An 18,180-nucleotide genomic window follows, 5' to 3' on the forward strand; every position below is an offset into this window, starting at 1 on the left:
CTGTCCGGAGCCATGTGCGCGGAGACGGAGCGGAGCGATGCAGGCTGCGTGCACCGAATGTCATTCCTAGGTGGGGGTTGCGACATGAGTCGCTGGTTCGCAAGGGGAGCGGATGGCAGGAGTCGAACCTGCGTGGACGGTTTTGCAGACCGCTGCCTTGCCGCTCGGCCACACCCGCATTGATCCAATTATGTTCGTAGTGAACAACAGTCGCCACCATTGTGATCAGGGTGAGTTGATCGCCGTGTGACGGATCGCAGGGACTGCGGGGGAAGTGCCGGGTCAGGCGCGGGAGAACACCGCGACCAGGAATTCGGAATCCTCCTTGAACGGGCGAAGATCCCACGTGGAGAGCAGCAGATCAGCCTCGAGGCCACTCGCGGTCGCGTCGGCGAGAAACTCGGGGAACTCGTAGCCACGGCCGGCACCGAATCCGATGACCACTCGGCCGCTCGGAGCGAGATGACGAGCAAATCCTGACAATACTGCTTGCCTGGTGGACGGCGCGAGAAACGCCACCACGTTGCCTGCCGACACGATGACGTCGAAATCTGCCTCGACACCGCGGGCCGGCAGATCGAGTTCGGCGAGATCGCCGACAAGCCACGTCGGTCCGGGGTGGTCTTCTTCTGCGGCAGCGATGAGAACCGGGTCGACATCGACTCCGACAACCACATGCCCGACGTCGTGCAGATAACCGCCGAGTCGGCCAGGCCCGCACCCTGCATCGAGAACCCGGCCACCGCGTCCGAGCATCGCGTCGATCAAACGTGCTTCCCCGACAATGTCCTTGCCGTCCGCTCTCATTGAACGGAAACGCTCGACATATCGTGTGGAATGCGTCGAGTCGGCTGCAGTGATCTCTTCCCACTGGCTGGGGATGCGCTCGTTCGGGGCGTGTGCAGTCATCTTTCGAGGGTACCGACAGCTCACCGGGTGCCGACGACCGTCCCGTCTGCGGCATATCCGACGAGGGTTGGACGAGGGGACGTGAGCGACAGGGGAATCCATCCGTAGAAGCGGTCTTCGGCAAGAATTGTCGGATAGATCTGGCCGTCTGCGGTGTGAAGTTCGGCTCGGACAGCACCTCCCGCCCCTGCGTCGTAGGTCGCCGCGTGCGGACCGGCCTCGTACCCGGCGCCGCCCCCGAATGAATCTGCGCCGTACAAGTCAATTGATCTGCAGCCGTGTCCGAGGCCGATGAATTTCGACGGACCAACCTTGTCGATGTCGGCTGACGCCTCGAAAACCGGGGCGACGCACCTCCAGCCATTGGCGCCGTGGGCGACAAAGACGCTGAACAAGGTTCCGTCAGGTCCGGGAATGGACCCGACCCGCTCGGCGGTGGACGGATCTATTCCGCCGTTGGTTCCCGGCATCGTCTGCCAACCCGAGTACATGTCGGTGAACGCTTTCGGCATCATCCCCGTGGCAGCGGCGCAGCCCACCACCACTGCTGCGCAGATCGCCGCGACGAGAACGATGGCACCGACGCGACGGCGTGGAGCCTTGGTTGCCCCAATGTTGTTTTCGGTAGCCATGATTCGGGTGCGTACGGCATCTTGGACGTTCTCGGGCCAGAGTTCGGCGGAAACCGTATCGCTCGGCCGCAGCTTCTCGAGCGTGGTCAGCAGATCTTTGCTCATGGGGTACTCCCGTGTTCGGCGGCAGCGCAAGGTCGGGCGGTGTTCATCGGGATTACGGTGACGGATTCTGAAGTCAACCCGGCGCGCAATCGACGCCGAGCGCGAAAGAGACGAACATGCATGGCCGGAACCGAACACCCAGCGACCCGCGCGGCTTCGGTGGCGGTCAACCCGTCCCAGTCAGTTAGGAACAGGGCTTCACGTTCGGTGACGGTGAGTGTTGCCAGTGCTTCGAGCAGTTCCGTGCGTTCGGTGACAGTGACGTCGGCGCCCGGCGTCGATGCCGCAATCTGCTCGATGCGTCCCATCTTCTCGGTGAGCGCGTCAAGGCGCCGAACGCTGCGACGGTTATTGTTCACGGTGTTTCGAGCCACCACCAACAGCCATGGCAGTGCCTGCTCGGGCACTTCGTCCAAGCGTCGCCAGGCAACGAGGAACGTCTCGGAGACAACCTCCTGCGCGCTGTGATGATCAACGTGGCGACAGGTATACGCGAACACCCGACCGGCGTAGGCGTCCCACAGGGCGGTGAACCGCTCTTCGCCGCTCGGCGGCGGTCGTTCCTCGGATTTCGGGGTTATATGAAGAGATGTCCGGCTGGTTGCTGATCCTTACAGCCTCTGAGCTAATGGACGGTTTGGCGTGTTACTCCGGCCGAGAACTCCCACTGTCAGAAGCAACAGAGCGAGGATGTACAGCGTCATGATCCAGATGCCCGCAGCGGCGGGCTGCCACTTGTTCGCCTGGCCGAGCAGGATGAGGGCGTCAGAGGTGAGGAACAGCGCGCCGCCGATACCGGTGATCGAGTTGTACGTCAGTGCGGTTGATGCGGTTCCCACCAGGATTGCGGCGTACACGGGGACGGCAATTCGAAGTTCAGGTTCGAGACCGGTCCAGGTGTACGACACAAGAGCGATCCCAGCGACGGTGTAAGCGCACAGAAACCATGGCCGCCTTCGTATCTCCCGAAGCGCGCCGTGTGAGAGAAAGAATCGGATGAAGCAGAGGTGACCGATCGCGAAGGCTGCCATCCCGATGACAAACGTGGTCTCCCAGATCAGGAACAAATCTCCGAAAGCACAGGCAATCAGCGCAGCAGCAACAATTCGAGGTCCGCGTCGGGCGACAACCCAGGCAGCCAGAATCGGAGCGAGCATGACCTTGGTGATCCCGTCCCAGGGCGCAGCATCAGCGGCATTGAGGATCAGATGGACAATCGCTACCGCTGAAAACACGACGAACCATGGGGCCCGGATGATGCTCGGCAGCCCGGGGTCGAGGTCAGATTCACGCATCGGCTCAGTGTAGGAAGTCCGCTGCACGCTCGGCGAGGTCGAGCGCCGGCTGGGGGAGTATGCCGAGGATGAGCGTGACACCGGCGCCGAGGCCGATCACACTGCTGGTCAGTGCACTCGGTACCACGACGGTCGGAGCGTCTGCGGCCGATTCGGTGAAGAACATCAACACGATCACTCGCACGTAGAAGTACGCGGCGATCGCGCTGCACAGGACGCCGACGATCACGAGAGGTGCGGCCCCGCCCTCGGCTGCCGCGCTGAACACCGCGAACTTTCCGATGAACCCACTGGTCAACGGGATCCCGGCGAAAGCCAACAGGAACAGTGCAAACACAACTCCGACCAGCGGTGAGCGCCGGCCCAATCCGGCCCAGCGCGAGAGCGTCGCGACCTCACCGTCTGCGTCCCGAACCAGACTCACGACGGCGAACGCGCCCACGGTGCTGAATCCGTAGGCCAGAAGGTAGAACATCGCCGAGGCCAGGCCGGCATCCGAATCCGCAACCACAGCGGTCAGAATGAATCCGGTGTGCGCGATGGCCGAATACGCGAGCATCCGCTTCATATCGGTTTGCGTCACAGCGACGATCGATCCGACAACCATCGTGAGAACCGCGACCGCCCACATCAGTGGACGCCAGTTCACGTACTCGTTGGGCAGAGCCACATAGAAGACACGAAGGATGGCACCGAATGCGGCGATCTTGGTCGCAGTAGCCATGAAACTGGTGATCGGCGTCGGCGCCCCTTGATAGACATCGGGAATCCACGAATGGAACGGCACGGCACCGACTTTGAACAGTAATCCCACGGCCACGAGTGCTGTCCCGAGCCACAGGAAGGCATCGGTACCCGACCCGCTGTGAGCTGCGTCGGCGATACCGGAGAGCGTGACCGTCCCGGCATAGCCGTACAGCAATGCGATTCCGAAAACGAAGAACGCCGACGAAAATGCCCCGAGCAGAAAGTACTTGAGCGCAGCTTCCTGGGAGAGCATGCGACGTCGGCGTGCCAGACCACACAGGAGATACAGAGGCAGTGAGAACACTTCGAGCGCAACGAACATCGTCAGCAGATCGTTGGACGCGGGAAAGAGGAGCATGCCGCCGACAGCGAAGAGGGTGAGCGGAAAGACCTCGGTCTGGGCGATACCGACCTTGACCGCTTCTTGTTCCGCAACACTTCCGGGGACGCTCGACGCTTGAGGGGTGAAACCGCCGAGCGCGTCGTGTTGCGCGATCACCTCGGCGGTGTTGCCCGAGCCTCGCTCGGCGATCAGCAGTACTGCGGGGATCGACACGAGAAGGATCGTGGCCTGCAGGAAAAGGGTCGGACCGTCGACCGCTACAGAACCCATCATCGCCGTCGACCGCGTGCCGGCGAGCAGAAGCACTGCCACGAATGCGGCCGCCAAGCCTGCGACACCGAGGACGAGTTGCACGGGGTATCGAAAACGCCGGGGTGCAAATGCCTCGATGAGTACGCCCACAACCGCAACACCGAACACGATCAACATTGGCGAGAGCAAGCTGTATTCGACACTGGGTGACGCCGTGCCGGCTGAGCCGAGGATGGTCACGTCGTTGAAGGAACTCATTTGTGGGCACCTCCTTCGTGGTCGGCGACGAGCGGGGTCGGAGCCTCGTCGACGACCGTATGGCTCACTGCAGGAGTGATGACGTCCAAGGCAGGCTTGGGGTAGATGCCGAGAAGCAACAGGAGTGCGATCAGAGGGGCGACCACCACGAGTTCGCGTCGAGCGAGGTCGCGGATCGTTCCCTGCTCTTCCTTCACAGGTCCGCCCATCATGCGCTGGTAGAGCCAGAGTATGTAGATCGCGGACAGGACAAGCGCGGCAGTCGCCGCGATAGCGGCCACGTGGTATCGCGAGTACGTCCCGATCAGCACCAGGAACTCACTGACGAACGGCGCGAGACCCGGCAGCGACAGCGTTGCCAACCCCGCAACGAGGAATGTGCCGGCAAGTACGGGTGCAACTTTCTGGACGCCGCCGTACGCCGCGATCGATCGAGTACCTCGCTGCGAGACGAGGAATCCCGCAATCAAGAACAGAGCCGCAGTGGAGACTCCGTGATTGACCATGTACAGCGCGGAACCCGCCTGGCTCTGGCTGGTCATCGCGAAGATTCCGAGAATGATGAAGCCGAAGTGCGAAATCGACGTGTAGGCGATCAGTCTCATGACGTCTGTTTGCGCGATCGCCAGTATTGCGCCGTAGACGATCCCGATAACGGCGAGCGTGATGATCCACGGTGCAAAGGTCGACGACGACTCCGGGAACAGTTGCAGGCAGTAGCGAATCATCGCGAACGTGCCCACCTTGTCCACGACCGCCATCATCAACACTGCTGTCGACGGAGTCGATTCCACCGCGGAGTCCGGCAACCAACTGTGCAGCGGCCAGAGCGGTGCTTTCACCGCGAACGCGAACATAAATCCGAGGAACAAGGCGTTGAGCACCCCGGGTCCAACACCGAGTTCACCGCTGTTTGCCGCTGAGGCGATCGCCCGGAAGTCGAAAGTGCCGCTGGCGAAGGGACTCTCGTCGCGCGTGGTGACCACATACAGGCCGATGACTGCAGCGAGCATGACCAGGCCGCCGAGGAGGTTGTAGAGCAGAAACTTCACGGCTGCGCGAGATCTGCCCACTCCGCCGAACCCGCCGATGAGGAAATACATCGGTATCAGCATTGCCTCGAAGAAAATGTAGAACAAGAGAATGTCCAAGGCGCTGAACGAAATCATCACCATGGACTCGATAACAAGGATCAGCGCGAAATAGGTGTGCGGCATTCTCTTGGGTGATGCCGGGTCTGCCGGGACGTCGTTCCAGCCCGCGATCAGTAGTAATGGCACCAGCACTGCGGTGAGAAGAACCAGAACGAGTGCGATCCCGTCGAGTCCGAGTGTGTAGCTGGTGCCGAAAGCCGGTATCCAGCTGTGGCTTTCGACAAATTGAAATTGTTCGCCGCCGCGGTCGAACGCAACTCCGAGAACGGCGGCGACCACCAGGACTGCCACGGACACAGCCAATGCGAGATACTTCGCAAATTGGTACGACCGTGCCGGCAGAGCGAGGACAACACCCGCTCCGATGAGCGGAAGCAACCAGAGCACCGTCAGCGCGGGGAAGCCGGTATTGGTCACAGAGTCGCTCACCGCCGCTTCGATCACCACAGTGTCACCGCCATCATTGTCGCGACCACGAGTGTTGCTCCGACAAACATCACCAGCGCGTACGAGCGAACAAACCCGGTCTGTAGCTTCCGCGTGAGCGCGGACAGCCCGGTGACGACCACCGCAAAGCTGCCCACGACGCCGCCTATTCCCTTGGTGTCGAACACTTCCAACGACTTGGTGAGTTGTTGTCCGGGCTTCATGAACACCGTCTCGTTGAAGGCGTCACCGTACAGATCGCGGCGAGCCGCAACGGTCAACGGTGAAACCGGAGTAGGTGCCACAAGTGGAATCTCCCGGGTGGCGTACTCGCGATACGCAATCGCGACGCCGGCGGCGACCGCGAGCAGCGCCAGCGCGGTGATCGACCATGCGGGTATCGGCGGTTCGACGTGATGTGAGCCGACAACCGGTTCGAGCCAGTTCTGCAAGCTGGACCCGATGGTCAGGAGCATCCCGGCGCCGACGGACCCCACCGCCAGGATGATCATCGGAGACGTCATCACCGCCGGAGATTCGTGAGGTTTCTGGTTCTCCCAGCGGGCCTTCCCGAAGAAGGTCATCAGCATCACGCGGCTCATGTAGAAGGCAGTGAGCGCCGCACCCAACAGCGTGACGATGCCCAGCACAACACCCTTGATGCCGCCCTCGCCGATCGCAACCTCGATGATCTTGTCCTTGGAGAAGAACCCGGCAAACGGCGGAACACCGATGATGGCAAGGTATCCGAGCCCGAACGTGACAAAAGTCAGTGGCATGAACGCTCGGAGCCCGCCGTAGCGCCGCATGTCGGTTTCGTCGTTCATCGCGTGCATCACCGAACCCGCGCCGAGGAACAGGCCTGCCTTGAAGAATCCGTGGGTGATCAGATGAAGGATTGCGAAGGCGTATCCAGCTGGTCCGAGGCCCGCCGCCAGGACCATGTATCCGATCTGACTCATGGTCGATGCGGCGAGCGCTTTCTTGATGTCGTCCTTCGCGCAGCCGATGATCGCACCGAACAGGAGCGTCACGGCACCGACGATGACAACCACGAGTTGAGCGTCGGGTGCGAGATCGAAGATCGGATTGGAGCGCACGATCAGATAGACGCCGGCCGTGACCATCGTGGCCGCGTGAATCAGAGCCGAGACGGGGGTGGGGCCCTCCATCGCGTCGCCGAGCCACGACTGCAGTGGCACCTGCGCGGACTTCGCGCATGCAGCGAGGAGGAGCATCAGGCCGATCGCCGTCAGGACACCTTCGCTTGCACCAGACGCGTCGGCGAAGACGCTGCTGAACGAGAGCGAGCCGAACGTGGTGAACATCAACATCATCGCGATCATCAATCCGATGTCGCCCACCCGATTGACGACAAAAGCCTTCTTGGCAGCGGTCGCCGCCGACGGCTTGTGCTGCCAGAAGCCGATCAGGAGGTACGACGCCAAACCGACGCCTTCCCAGCCGACGTAGAGCCCGAGGAAGTTGTCGGCGAGCACGAGGAGCAGCATCGCAGCGAGGAAGAGATTGAGGTAGGCGAAGAACTTCCGACGCTCGGGGTCGTGCGCCATGTAGCCGACCGAGTAGATGTGGATCAGCGAACCTACACCGGTGATGAGCAGGACGAAACACATCGACAGTTGATCAAGCTGCAGTCCGAACTCGACCTGAAGACTGTCGACCGGGACCCAACTGAACAGGTGCTCGGTGACGGTGCGGTCGGCGGTGTCGCGGCCGAGCATGGCGATGAAAGACACCACTGCGACGACAAACGACGCGAGTGCCATGACGCAGGCGAACAGGTGGCCCCACGTGTTCGTGCGACGACCCGCCAGCAACAGGACAGCGGCGCCGCACAGGGGCAGGGCGGGGAGCAACCAGATGGCGGACGTGATTCCTCCTGACATGTCAGTACTTCAGCAGGTCTGCGTCGTCGACGGATACAGAACGCCGAGATCGGAAGATGATCATGATGATTGCCAAGCCGACGACTACTTCGGCCGCAGCTACCACCATCGTGAAGAAGGCGAAGATCTGGCCGTCCAGATTGCCGTGCATGCGCGCGAAGGTCACGAATGCCAGGTTCGCGGCGTTGAGCATCAATTCGATACACATGAACACCACGATGGCGTTGCGTCGCAGGAGGACTCCCGCAGCCCCGATGGTGAACAACAGGACCGACAGATACAGGTAATTCTCGGGATTCATCGCGCAGACTCCTCACCGGTACTCGGATCCGGGGAACGCGGAGTGAGTGCGCTGCTGACGGAGAGCGTCGAGAACGTTCCGTCGGGCAACAGTGCCGGCAAGTCCACTGCGTTGTGACGTGCGTACACGCCGGGACTGGGGAGGGGAGTGGCCGAGCCCTTGTCGGGATTGCTCTCATCGCTGCCCAGGTACGCGAATCGTTGCTGCGAGAGTTCGCGTTGGCTGAGTGTGGCTCCGATCTTCTCCCGATGCGCGAGCATCATTGCGCCAAGTGTCGCCGTGATCAGCAGTGCGCCGGTCAGTTCGAAGGCCCAGACGTAGCGGATGAAGATGAGATCGGCGAGAGCGTCGATGTTGCCCTGGTCGAGTCCGGTGAATCCGGTGAACCCCGAGATCGACGCATTTCCGAGGCCGCCGATAAGGAGTAGCCCGAATCCGACGCCGATCACGATCGCGCTGACGCGTTGTCCCCGTAGCGTTTCGACCAAGGAGTCCGAAGAATCCACGCCGACCAGCATCAGGACGAACAGGAACAACATCATCACTGCGCCGGTATAGACGACGATCTGGACGACACCGAGGAACAGTGCGCCCTGCACGATGTAGAAGACGGCCAGGATGATCATCGTCATTGCAAGGAAGAGCGCAGAGTAGACGGCCTTGGGGGCGGCGACCACGCCCAAAGCGCTGATCACCGCAAGGGTTCCGAGGATCCAGAACTGCACCGCCTCGCCGGTGGAGGTCGATGTCATCGTTCCCTCCGCCAGGATCGTGGTCGTGACCGACGCGATCATTTCTCGGTCTCCGGGTTCGGCTCTTGCTCGGGTGCTGGCTGTTCGGGAGCTGCTGTGATGTCGCCGCGGTAGTAGTCGTCCTGAGTTGTGCCGGGACGCAGCGCGTGTGGTGGCGCTGCCATGTCGGGTTTCAGGGGCGCGAGAAGGCGGTCCTTCTCGTAGATCAATCCGGCTCGGTTGTCGTCGGTCATCTCGTACTCGTTGGTCATGGTGAGAGCCCGAGTGGGGCAAGCCTCGACGCAGAGGCCACAGCCGATGCACCGCAGGTAGTTGATCTGATACACCCGCCCGTAACGCTCGCCGGGGGAGAACCGTTCTTCTTCGGTGTTGTCAGCACCCTCGACATAGATCGCGTCGGCGGGGCAGGCCCAGGCACACAGTTCGCAACCGATGCACTTCTCGAGTCCGTCCGCATACCGGTTGAGTTGATGGCGACCGTGGTATCCGGGCGCGGTGGGGCGCTTCTCCTCCGGATAGAACTCGGTCTCGGGCTTCTTGAACATTGTCGAGAGCGTCACTCCGAAACCCGCGATAGGTCCGAGGAAATCAGGCATGGGAGTCCTCCGATGTGTCGGAAACATCTGTCCGCCGCGGCGGTGGCACCTTCTGACCCGGTAGTTTTCGGGTCGGCAGCGTTTGACCAGGTAGGGGTGGAACCGGGAAGCCGCCCGACATCGCATCGAAAGGCCGGGTCCCCGAATCGGGCACCAACGCGGCGGTTCGGCGTCGGCTGCGGTAAGTCCCGGCCAACACGATCAGGAGCGCAGCTCCGAGAACCAGTGCGACGCAAAGAAGTACGACCCAGGTGTTGTAACCCTCGTTGCGGAACGCACGAACGGTCGCGATCACCATCACCCACACCAAGGCAGCGGGGATGAGAATCTTCCATCCGAGATTCATGAACTGGTCGTAGCGCAATCGAGGAAGCGTGCTGCGCAACCAGATGAAGACGAAGAGGAAGCCCCACACCTTGGCGACAAACCACAGCACCGGCCACCAACCGGAATTGGCGCCGTCCCACAGGTTGAACGGGAACGGTGCGTGCCACCCGCCCAGGAACAGTGTCGTGGCCAGAGCGGACACCGTCACCATGTTCACGTACTCGGCCAGCATGAACATCGCGAACTTGAGTGAGGAGTACTCGGTGTGGAACCCACCCACCAGTTCACCCTCGGCCTCGGGAAGGTCGAAGGGAGCCCTGTTGGTTTCGCCGACCATGGCTGTCACGTAGATCAAGAAGGACGGCAGGAGGAGAAAGACGTACCAGGCACCTTGTTGGGCGCTGACGATGCCGGACGTGGACATCGTGCCGGCGTAGAGGAAGACTGCGGCGAAGGACAGCCCCATTGCTACTTCGTAGGAGATGACCTGCGCGGTCGATCGAAGTGCGCCCAGTAGTGGATACGTCGATCCGGACGACCAGCCGGCAAGCACGATCCCGTACACACCGATTGAAGTTACGGCGAGGATGTAGAGAACTCCGACCGGCAGATCGGTCAGTTGCAGGGGTGAAAGGGTTCCGAAGATCGAGACCTGCGGACCGAACGGGATGACGGCAAAGGCCATGAACGCGGGCACGACTGCGATGACGGGCGCGAGGAGATAAATCGGTTTGTCGGCGCCGGTCGGTGTGATGCCCTCCTTGAGGGCGAGCTTGATTCCGTCAGCGAGACTCTGGAGCATTCCACGGGGGCCGACGCGGTTCGGTCCGACACGCATCTGCATGCGTGCCATGACCTTTCGTTCCGCGTAAATTGCCACCAGCGGTGTGAGTACGAGGAACACGAAAATGGCGAGAGCCTTGCCGATCACCAACCACCACGGGTCGTGCCCGAACGCCGACAGGTCGACCGGAGCTGACACGGTCCCGTACTCGTGGGTGGTCATTGCGCTCCCGCCTTCGCAATCTTCACCACGGAACCCGCGGTAACGCAGAGCGTTTCGTAGATCGTGCTACCCGGTGAATTGAGCGGGAGCCAGACTGTTCGAGGCGGGAGTTCGGTGATCTCCAACGGTAATGTGATGGAACCGGATTCAGTCGACACCGCAACGTGATCGCCGTTGTCGGCGCCGATCTCGGCAGCGGTCTCGGCAGACAAACGCACGAGTGGGAGCCGTGCCGTACCCGCCAGGTTGGGCTCGCCGTCTTGCAATCGGCCGTTGTCGAGCAGCATTCGCCAGCTCGACAACACTGCCTCGCCCAGTGCCGGTGTGGGCATGGTGCCTGACGGCACCTGAGGCGAGATGGGGCGCGATCCGGACCACGCGCCGAGGCGGTGTATCTCCGAGCGTGCGGAATCTGCGTCGGGTAGGCCCAGATCGATGCCCATCTCGGCTGCGATCGCGTGAAGGACGCGCTGATCCGGCATCACTCCTGTCGTTCTCAATGCGGTGTCGAACACGCGCTCGCGGCCTTCCCAATCGAGGAAGGTTCCGGGCTTCTCGGCGACCGGTGCCACCGGGAAGACGACGTCGGCGAGTTCGGTGACTCCGCTGTGACGGATCTCCAAACTCACCACGAAACCTGCTGCTTCGATCGCGGCCCTTGCCTTCGCCGGGTTCGGGAGATCACTCAATTCGACGCCGCCGACAAGAAGGGCAGCAGTCGTCTGCCCCGGATCCAGCAGACTCGCGGCGTCGCGCCCGTCGGATGCCGGGATGGAGGCCCCCACACTGATTCCACCTCCTGACGTGCTGCCGGGTCCGCAACGGGGCGTCCGCCGGGAAGCAATCCCGGTAGTGCGCCGGCCTCGACGGCGCCGCGATCACCAGCGCGGCGTGGGACCCAAGCCAAACAAGCTCCTGTCGCTTCGGCGAGACGTACCGCCGCGGCGAAGCCGCCCGCCACCTCACTGAGTCGTTCGCCCAACAGGATCACTGCACCGGGCTGCCGGAGGAGCTGCCCCTCCTCACTGCTGGGGTGAGACAACGAATCCATCAGAGCTGCTTCACTTCCGGGTACGGTCCGAAGCAAAGAGCCGCCCATCTTCTTCAGGCCGCGCGTAGCGAATGGCGCGCTGGAGAGCACCGTCGTCTTGCCGAAACGTGCGGCCTTGCGTAGCCGCAGGAAGATGATCGGTGACTCCTCCTCGGGCTCGAGAGCTACCAGCAATGCGGCCGGGGCCGACTCGAGGTCCTGGTACGTTACCGACTCTTCGAGTGTGCGGCCGGCGACGTGTGCTGAGAGGAAACCTGCCTCTTCGGCAGAATGAGCACGGATTCGGAAGTCGATGTTGTTGGTGGCGAGAGCAACTCGCGCGAACTTGCCGTAGGCGTAGGCGTCCTCCAAGGTAGAGCGTCCGCCGACGAGTACGCCTGCGTCACCGCGGGCCTGCGCGAAGGATCGCGCAACGAGGTCGAGTGCCATGGGCCACGACGCCGGAATCAATTCGCCGTCAGCGTTGCGGATCAGGGGAGTGGTGATCCGATCACCTTGGGTCGTGTACGTGAATGCGAAACGGCCCTTGTCGCAGTTCCATTCCTCGTTGACTGCGGGGTCGTCCCCGGCGAGACGGCGGAGAACCTTTCCGCGACGGTGGTCCGTGCGCTGAGCACATCCGTCGGCGCAGTGTTCACACACGCTGGGGCTGGACACCAGATCGAACGGTCGCGCCCGGAATCGGTATGCCGTACTGGTAAGCGCGCCGACCGGGCACACCTGGATGGTGTTGCCCGAGAAGTAGGACTCGAAGGGCTCGTTGGCGTAGATCCCGACCTGTTGAAGCGCGCCGCGCTCGAGGAGATCGATGAACGGGTCGCCGGCGATCTGGCCCGAAAACCGTGTGCATCTGGCGCAGAGGACGCAACGCTCGCGGTCGAGCAGGATTTCGGACGAGAGTGGGATGGGCTTGGGGTAGGTCCTTTTCTCCTCACCGAACCGGGATTCGGTGCGACCGGTCGACATCGCCTGGTTTTGAAGCGGACACTCGCCGCCCTTGTCACACACGGGGCAGTCCAGAGGGTGGTTGATGAGCAGGAGTTCCATCACCCCGCGCTGCGCCTTCTCCGCCACCGGTGACGTGAGCTGTGTGGTGACGACCATTCCGTCCGCAACCGGTGTCGTGCAGGACGCCACCGGCTTGCGTTGACCTTCGACCTCCACGATGCACTGTCGGCACGCCCCGACCGGGTCCAGAAGAGGATGATCGCAGAACCGCGGAATCTGTGTGCCGATCATCTCTGCAGCGCGAATGATCAACGTGCCCTTGGGTACCTGGAGTTCCCGGCCGTCGATGGTGAGGGTGACGAGATCAATCGGCGGTGCCGCATCGGTTCCAGTGGTGGCGTCGGCTGCAGTCATGAGACGAACGCTCCTGTCGCGAGAACGGACCGGCGAGGATCGAACGGGCATCCGTTGCCGTCGAAATGCGCTACGTATTCCTCACGGAAGTACTTCAGGGAGGACATGATCGGGCTGGTCGCTCCGTCGCCCAACGCGCAGAAGGATTTTCCGAGGATGGTGTCCGAGATGTCGAGAAGTTTGGTGAGATCAGCTTCAGTACCTGTTCCGCCTTCGAGCCGACGCAGGATCTGCACCAGCCAGTACGTGCCTTCGCGGCACGGCGTGCATTTACCGCAAGATTCGTGGGCATAGAACTCGGTCCACCGCAGCACCGCACGCACCATGCAGGTTGTGTCGTCGAATATCTGCAGTGCTTTGGTGCCGAGCATCGATCCCGCCGCGCCGACGCCCTCGTAGTCGAGTGGGACATCGAGATGTTCGTCGGTGAAGATCGGAGTCGAGGATCCGCCGGGAGTCCAGAACTTGAGGGTGTGCCCGGTGCGAACGCCGCCCGCGTAGTCGAGAAGTTCTCGCAACGTGATGCCGAGCGGCGCCTCGTACTGGCCGGGAGTGGTGACATGACCAGAGAGCGAGTACAACGTGAACCCCGGCGACTTCTCGCTTCCCATCGACCGGAACCACTCCGGGCCGCCCAGGACGATCGACGGCACACTCGCGATGGACTCGACGTTGTTGACGACGGTCGGGCAGGCGTAGAGGCCGGCGACGGCGGGGAATGGCGGCCGCAGTCGAGGCTGACCGCGTCGTCCCTCCAACGAATCGAGGAGGGCTGTCTCCTCACCACAGATGTACGCGCCTGCTCCGGCGTGCACGACGAGATCCAAGTCGAATCCCGAACCGAGGATGTTGCGGCCCAGGTATCCGGCCGCGTAGGCCTCGGCCACGGCGGTCTGCAGACGTCGCAGGACCGGGACCACCTCGCCCCGGACGTAGATGAACGCCTTGGCCGCTCGAATTGCATACGCCGCGATGATGACTCCCTCGACCAACGTGTGTGGGGTCGCCATCATCAACGGCATGTCCTTGCATGTGCCCGGTTCGGACTCGTCGGCATTGACGACGAGATAGTGAGGCTTGCCGTCTCCTGGCTTGTCTTCGGTGCTCTGTGGGATGAAACTCCACTTGAGGCCCGTCGGGAAACCGGCGCCACCGCGCCCACGAAGGCCAGCGTCCTTGACCGTTTCGATCACGGCGTCGGGGGACATGGCTAGCGCTTTGCGTAGGGCTTGGTAGCCGTCGTGACGAAGGTAGCTGTCGAGAGTCCACGAGTTCGGTTGATCCCAGTAGCGACTCAGGACGGGGGCGAGTGTCATGTCACTTCCCTTCGCCGGGAGCGTCGGCTGCTGAGGCCGAACCGGGTGGGTTGTCGTCGTGAGATCGGCTGATACGCAGTCCGGCAAGAGTTGCCCCGCCGATTGTCTGTGCTTCGGCTGCTTCGATTCGCGTATCGGGGAACCCGGCCAAGGTGCGTGCGGTCTGTCGGAACGAACACAGTGTGGCACCGCGACTGGGTGTCACGCGCTCTCCGGCGCGGAGCGCATCGACGAGTGAGCGCGCCGATTCCGGAGTCTGGTTGTCGAAGAACTCCCAGTTGATCATCATGACGGGGGCGTAGTCGCACGCCGCATTGCACTCGATGTGTTCGAGGGTGATCTTGCCGTCGGACGTCGAGATGGAGTGTCCGCCTTCGTCTCTGGAGCCTGCTGACCCGAGATGCTCTTCGAGTGCTGCGAGGATGTCGTCTCCGCCCATGATCGCGCACAGCGTGTTGGTGCAGACTCCGACCAGATACTCACCCGTCGGACCACGGCGATACATCGAGTAGAAGGTGGAAACGGCGGCAACCTCGGCGCCGGTCAAACCCAGCTTGGCACTGCAGAAATCGATCCCGGCCGGGGTGATGTACCCGTCCTCGGACTGCACGAGATGAAGGAGCGGCAGGAGGGCTGATCGACTGGTGGTCGCCGCGGCGTCAGGCTCACGGTAACGAGCGATGACGGTTTCGGCATCGGCGTCGAGTCGGGCGAGTACGTCAGGCGGATAACTCGATCGTGCGCCAGGGCGTACCAGTTGCGTGGGCTCGTCCGGGCGCGGCCCGAGTTCGATGAACACCCGTGACGAGCCGTTCGGGCCGGTCATCGGTCCACTCCGCCCATGACGGGATCGATACTGGCAACCGAGGCGATCACGTCGGACACCATGCCTCCCTCGCACATCGCCGCTACCGCTTGAAGGTTGGTGAATGACGGATCCCGGAAATGGACTCGGTACGGCCGGGTTCCCCCGTCGCTGACCATGTGCACACCCAACTCGCCACGCGGGGACTCGACGGCGACGTACACCTGGCCGGGCGGCACGCGGATTCCTTCGGTGACCAGTTTGAAATGGTGAATCAGACCCTCCATGGACGACTCCATGATCTTGGCGATGTGCTTCTGCGAATTGCCGAGGCCATCCGGTCCGACAGCGAGATCGGCAGGCCAGGCGATCTTCTTGTCGTCCACCATGACCGGCCCCGGTTGCAGTTTGTCGAGGCACTGCTCGACGATCTTGAGGGACTCCTTCATCTCCTCGACACGGATGACGTACCTTCCGTAGCAATCGGATCCGTCGTGCGTCACGACGTCGAACTCGTAGTTCTCGTAGCCGCAGTAGGGCTGCGCTCGACGCTGATCGTGGGGGAGACCCGTGGCGCGTAGGACCGGCCCCGTCACGCCGAGCGCCATGCAGCCGGTGAGATCGAGATATCCGATTCCCTGGGTGCGGGCTTTCCAGATAGAGTTGTCGCTGAGCATCAGTTCGACGTCACGCAACCGTTTCGGTAGGACCTTCAACAGTTCTCGCACCTTCGCGACCGACCCGTCGGGTAGATCCTGAGCGAGACCACCAGGCCTGATGTAGGCGTGATTCATCCGCAGTCCGGTGATCGTCTCGAACACGTCCAGAATCAATTCGCGTTCGCGGAATCCGAACAGCATCGCCGTCACGGCGCCCAGTTCCATTCCACCGGTTGCCAGGGCGACAAGGTGCGACGAGATTCGATTGAGCTCCATCATCATCACGCGAATGACGGTGGCTCGCTCGGGAATGTCGTCGGTGATACCGAGAAGTTTTTCGACTCCGAGGCAGTACGCGGTTTCGTTGAAGAACGGTGACAGGTAGTCCATTCGAGTAACGAAAGTGACGCCCTGCGTCCAGTTCCGGTATTCGAGATTCTTTTCGATTCCGGTGTGCAGGTAGCCGATTCCACACCGAGCTTCCACGACTGTCTCACCCTCGATTTCGAGAATGAGGCGCAAGACGCCGTGAGTGGACGGATGCTGCGGGCCCATGTTGACCACGATCCGTTCGGCCTCGCCGGTTCGCTGGCGAGCGGCCGCGGTGACGATGTCGTCCCAGTCCTGACCCGATGCTGTGACGACGGTTTCCGTCGTGGCACCGGAGTTGCTTCCTGTCGTCTCGTTCATCAGTTGTACGACCTACGCTCGTCGGGTGGAGGAGTCTGGGCGCCCTTGTACTCGACCGGGATACCGCCGAGCGGATAGTCCTTGCGCTGTGGGTGGCCCTTCCAGTCGTCGGGCATCTCGATACGGGTCAGGGCCGGGTGACCGTCGAAGACGATCCCGAAGAAGTCGTAGGTCTCACGCTCGTGCCAATCGTTGGTGGGGTATATCCCGACGATGGACGGAATATGTGGATCGGAGTCCGGCACGGACACTTCCAGTCTGATCCGGCGGTTGTGCGTGATCGAAGCAAATGGATACACGGCGTGGAGCTCGCGACCGGTGTCCTGCGGATAGTGGACTCCATCGACACCCAGGCAAAGTTCGAAGCGCAGTTCCGATTCGTCGCGCAGTCTGCGCGCGACCTGCGGGAGGTGAGACCGTTCGACATGCAGCGTCATCTCGTCTCGAAAGATCACTACCCGCTCGATTGCATCGGTGAAAGTGCTGCCCCCGCTGCGCAATGCGGCATCCAAGGAGTCCGCAACTTCGTCGAAGTATCCACCGAACGGTCGAGAGGCCTTGTCCTCTACTGAGATCGGCGGGGCGAGCCGGCTGTAGCCCGAGGTGTCACCACTGCCGCGGACCCCGAACATCCCCCTCGATCCGTTGTTGCCCGCGGTCATCGCAGAAGCCCCTTCATGTCGATGGTGGGGGTGGATGCCAGTGCGGCGCGCTCGGCTGCCGCGCGTGCCTCTTCGCGGTTCACGCCGAGGGGCATCTCCTGGATCTTTCGGTGCAGTTCGATGATCGCGTTCAGGAGCATCTCCGGCCGCGGCGGACAACCGGGCAAGTAGATGTCGACCGGCACGATGTGGTCGACGCCCTGTACCACTGCGTAGTTGTTGAACATACCGCCGGACGACGCACACACACCCATGGCCAGAACCCATTTCGGCTCGGCCATCTGGTCGTAGACCTGACGAAGTACCGGCCCCATCTTTTGACTGACCCGCCCGGCCACGATCAGAAGGTCTGCCTGTCGCGGCGACGCGCGGAATGCCTCCATGCCGAACCGCGCCAGGTCGAAGCGACCTGACGTGGTTGCCATCATCTCGATCGCGCAGCACGCGAGCCCGAAGGTGGCAGGCCACAGTGATCCTTTGCGGGCATACCCTGCCAGGCCCTCGACAGTGGTCAGTAGAAATCCGCTGGGGAGCTTTTCTTCGAGACCCATATCCGACTCTTTTCAGTCGTAACAGCTGCGGTGTGACCGGTTTTGTCTGACGTATGTGTGCTGTACCTGTGTCC

Annotated in this window: 16 protein-coding genes, 1 tRNA gene and 1 pseudogene; all 18 read right to left on the reverse strand. The window is 62.2% G+C overall.

Annotated elements, in window-relative coordinates; genetic code table 11:
- Positions 1 to 107: 107 nt before the first annotated feature.
- The 18 genes and pseudogenes from EHW12_RS13285 to EHW12_RS13370 all read right to left on the reverse strand — a co-directional run bounded on the left by EHW12_RS13285 (position 108) and on the right by EHW12_RS13370 (position 18,106).
- Positions 108 to 178, reverse strand: a tRNA-Cys gene (locus tag EHW12_RS13285).
- 104 nt (positions 179 to 282) lie between these two features.
- Entirely contained in the window at positions 283 to 909 is a 627-nt protein-coding gene (locus EHW12_RS13290) for a class I SAM-dependent methyltransferase (protein ID WP_003942244.1), read from the reverse strand.
- 20 nt (positions 910 to 929) lie between these two features.
- Positions 930 to 1,646, reverse strand: coding sequence for a hypothetical protein (locus tag EHW12_RS13295; protein WP_064112778.1), 717 nt, complete (start codon positions 1,644 to 1,646; stop codon positions 930 to 932).
- Positions 1,643 to 2,227, reverse strand: coding sequence for a sigma-70 family RNA polymerase sigma factor (locus EHW12_RS13300; protein ID WP_064112779.1), 585 nt, complete (start codon positions 2,225 to 2,227; stop codon positions 1,643 to 1,645). Before EHW12_RS13300 ends, EHW12_RS13295 begins: the two co-directional genes overlap by 4 nt.
- Before the next feature lie 30 nt (positions 2,228 to 2,257).
- Entirely contained in the window at positions 2,258 to 2,941 is a 684-nt protein-coding gene (locus EHW12_RS13305; protein WP_007735138.1) for a lysoplasmalogenase, read from the reverse strand.
- A 4-nt stretch (positions 2,942 to 2,945) separates the two neighbouring features.
- Positions 2,946 to 4,541 (reverse strand): NADH-quinone oxidoreductase subunit NuoN, encoded by a 1,596-nt coding sequence (gene nuoN, locus EHW12_RS13310; RefSeq protein ID WP_064112780.1) that lies wholly within the window; start codon positions 4,539 to 4,541, stop codon positions 2,946 to 2,948.
- Positions 4,538 to 6,142 carry an NADH-quinone oxidoreductase subunit M gene (locus EHW12_RS13315; RefSeq protein WP_125050972.1) on the reverse strand — a complete coding sequence of 535 codons (1,605 nt, stop codon included), beginning with the start codon at positions 6,140 to 6,142 and terminating at the stop codon, positions 4,538 to 4,540. The genes nuoN and EHW12_RS13315 overlap by 4 nt, the downstream gene beginning before the upstream one ends.
- Positions 6,136 to 8,028: an NADH-quinone oxidoreductase subunit L gene (nuoL, locus tag EHW12_RS13320; RefSeq protein ID WP_007735142.1), complete on the reverse strand. Its 1,893-nt coding sequence runs from the start codon at positions 8,026 to 8,028 to the stop codon at positions 6,136 to 6,138. Before nuoL ends, EHW12_RS13315 begins: the two co-directional genes overlap by 7 nt.
- 1 nt (position 8,029) lies before the next feature.
- Complete coding sequence (gene nuoK / locus EHW12_RS13325) at positions 8,030 to 8,329, reverse strand: NADH-quinone oxidoreductase subunit NuoK (protein WP_003942238.1); 300 nt, start codon at positions 8,327 to 8,329, stop codon at positions 8,030 to 8,032.
- Positions 8,326 to 9,123: an NADH-quinone oxidoreductase subunit J gene (locus tag EHW12_RS13330; protein ID WP_007735144.1), complete on the reverse strand. Its 798-nt coding sequence runs from the start codon at positions 9,121 to 9,123 to the stop codon at positions 8,326 to 8,328. The genes nuoK and EHW12_RS13330 overlap by 4 nt, the downstream gene beginning before the upstream one ends.
- Positions 9,120 to 9,677: an NADH-quinone oxidoreductase subunit NuoI gene (nuoI, locus tag EHW12_RS13335; protein WP_007735146.1), complete on the reverse strand. Its 558-nt coding sequence runs from the start codon at positions 9,675 to 9,677 to the stop codon at positions 9,120 to 9,122. Before nuoI ends, EHW12_RS13330 begins: the two co-directional genes overlap by 4 nt.
- Positions 9,670 to 11,010: an NADH-quinone oxidoreductase subunit NuoH gene (gene nuoH / locus EHW12_RS13340; RefSeq protein ID WP_007735147.1), complete on the reverse strand. Its 1,341-nt coding sequence runs from the start codon at positions 11,008 to 11,010 to the stop codon at positions 9,670 to 9,672. Before nuoH ends, nuoI begins: the two co-directional genes overlap by 8 nt.
- A pseudogene (locus EHW12_RS13345) lies at positions 11,007 to 13,423 on the reverse strand (NADH-quinone oxidoreductase subunit G). The gene nuoH and the pseudogene EHW12_RS13345 overlap by 4 nt, the downstream one beginning before the upstream one ends.
- Positions 13,420 to 14,739, reverse strand: coding sequence for an NADH-quinone oxidoreductase subunit NuoF (gene nuoF, locus EHW12_RS13350; RefSeq protein WP_125050974.1), 1,320 nt, complete (start codon positions 14,737 to 14,739; stop codon positions 13,420 to 13,422). The pseudogene EHW12_RS13345 and the gene nuoF overlap by 4 nt, the downstream one beginning before the upstream one ends.
- 1 nt (position 14,740) lies before the next feature.
- On the reverse strand, positions 14,741 to 15,565 hold the full coding sequence (nuoE, locus tag EHW12_RS13355) for an NADH-quinone oxidoreductase subunit NuoE (RefSeq protein ID WP_003942123.1): 825 nt from the start codon (positions 15,563 to 15,565) through the stop codon (positions 14,741 to 14,743).
- The gene (nuoD, locus tag EHW12_RS13360; protein ID WP_007735150.1) at positions 15,562 to 16,893 is read right to left on the reverse strand and encodes an NADH dehydrogenase (quinone) subunit D; all 1,332 of its coding nucleotides are present in this window, start codon (positions 16,891 to 16,893) and stop codon (positions 15,562 to 15,564) included. The genes nuoE and nuoD overlap by 4 nt, the downstream gene beginning before the upstream one ends.
- Positions 16,893 to 17,555 carry an NADH-quinone oxidoreductase subunit C gene (locus tag EHW12_RS13365; protein WP_007735151.1) on the reverse strand — a complete coding sequence of 221 codons (663 nt, stop codon included), beginning with the start codon at positions 17,553 to 17,555 and terminating at the stop codon, positions 16,893 to 16,895. Before EHW12_RS13365 ends, nuoD begins: the two co-directional genes overlap by 1 nt.
- Positions 17,552 to 18,106, reverse strand: coding sequence for an NADH-quinone oxidoreductase subunit B (locus tag EHW12_RS13370; protein WP_003942234.1), 555 nt, complete (start codon positions 18,104 to 18,106; stop codon positions 17,552 to 17,554). The genes EHW12_RS13365 and EHW12_RS13370 overlap by 4 nt, the downstream gene beginning before the upstream one ends.
- Positions 18,107 to 18,180: the final 74 nt, after the last annotated feature.

Origin of the sequence: Rhodococcus sp. NJ-530, assembly GCF_003860625.1 — a bacterium.
Classification (GTDB): domain Bacteria; phylum Actinomycetota; class Actinomycetes; order Mycobacteriales; family Mycobacteriaceae; genus Rhodococcus_F; species Rhodococcus_F qingshengii.